This window comes from Pseudoxanthomonas sp. LjRoot204_2, assembly GCF_056175765.1.
Window position 1 is genome coordinate 1 of record NZ_JBGFFG010000698.1, and the last position, 1,139, is coordinate 1,139.

At 61.4% G+C, this 1,139-nt stretch carries 1 protein-coding gene and 1 pseudogene; both read right to left on the bottom strand.

Going from position 1 to position 1,139, the window contains the following annotated elements; genetic code table 11:
- Positions 1–27 precede the first annotated feature (27 nt).
- Positions 28–381 (bottom strand): annotated as a pseudogene (locus tag AC04L7_RS19170) (DUF2200 domain-containing protein).
- Positions 382–492: 111 nt separating this feature from the next.
- On the bottom strand, positions 493–1,139 hold a 647-nt coding region (locus AC04L7_RS19175; protein WP_475513773.1), incomplete at its 5' end, for a hypothetical protein.

Consider the following 1,139-nt stretch of genomic DNA (forward strand, 5'->3'; position numbering starts at 1 on the left):
CTCCAACCCAGCCTACGGTGCATTCCTCTATGTCGGAGACCGCAGGATCTTCTCCATCGCCTTCCCCTTTGCGAGTTCGTCCACCAGCTTGTCGAGGTAGCGGATTTTCTGCATCAGCGGATCTTCAACGTCCTCCACACGGACGCCTCAAACAACGACTATGAAGACCGACGCAAGTGGATGGAGCTGCGGGGCTTCGGCGAAAAAGGTCTCGAAATCCTTCTTCGCCTCGATCTGCCGCTCGAGTCCAGCCTGGTCGTAACCGGTCAGCCAGCGGATCACCGCGTCCACCTCGGCTTTCGTCCGACCTTTGCGCTCAGCCTTCTGTACGTACAGCGGATACACGCTGGCGAAGGAGGTGGTGAAGATGCGGTGCGACATCGAAATCACTCCACGAATATGGCGTCGACACGATCGATATAGTTTGGGGTTCGCTTCGCTCACTCCAACCGATGTGCTGGGTTTGCGCTACGCTCCAACCCAGCCTACGGTTTACGATATCCGCGTCGGCTCCGTGCCGACCACGCGCCAGACACCGTTTTTCAGACGAAGCGTTGATCTCCACCCGCTACCGCAGAGCGGTCCGCAGTGGATGCCGAAATCGACGGTGGCGGACAGGCCCTGCGCATCACGTCGATAGCGCGGCATCTCAAGCGACATCCAGGACGCCAGTCCCGGATAGGTTTCCTGCAGACATGGCAGCGGAGAGTGCAGTTGCTCACGCGCCATCCTGCCCAGGCAACGGTGGACGTTCGCGTCGAACCGCGCCTCATCCTCGAACCGCACGGAAGGACACCCGAGATCCTCGGGGAACGCCAGCAGGCCCATTTCACGGCGCCCATCCATCCGGTCGCGCGGTGGCGACGCGACGATGAAGAACTCGCGTTCCATCCGGCAGCGGCCATCCAGCGCAAGCCGCAATACATGCGCGTCGTATTCCATCGCGAACGCCGGCGTCAGTACGAACGGCGGGATTTCAGTCGGAGGTGGCGGCAACAGGGTTGGCCGCGCTTTCAGCAAGGGGAGCGCCAGCGCTACGGCAGACACGCCGAGCAGGAGCAGCATCCATGTCGCGATCCGTTTGCGTGTCATCGCCAGTCTCCCCTGCAAGCCATCCGAGCGAAGATACAGCCATGACC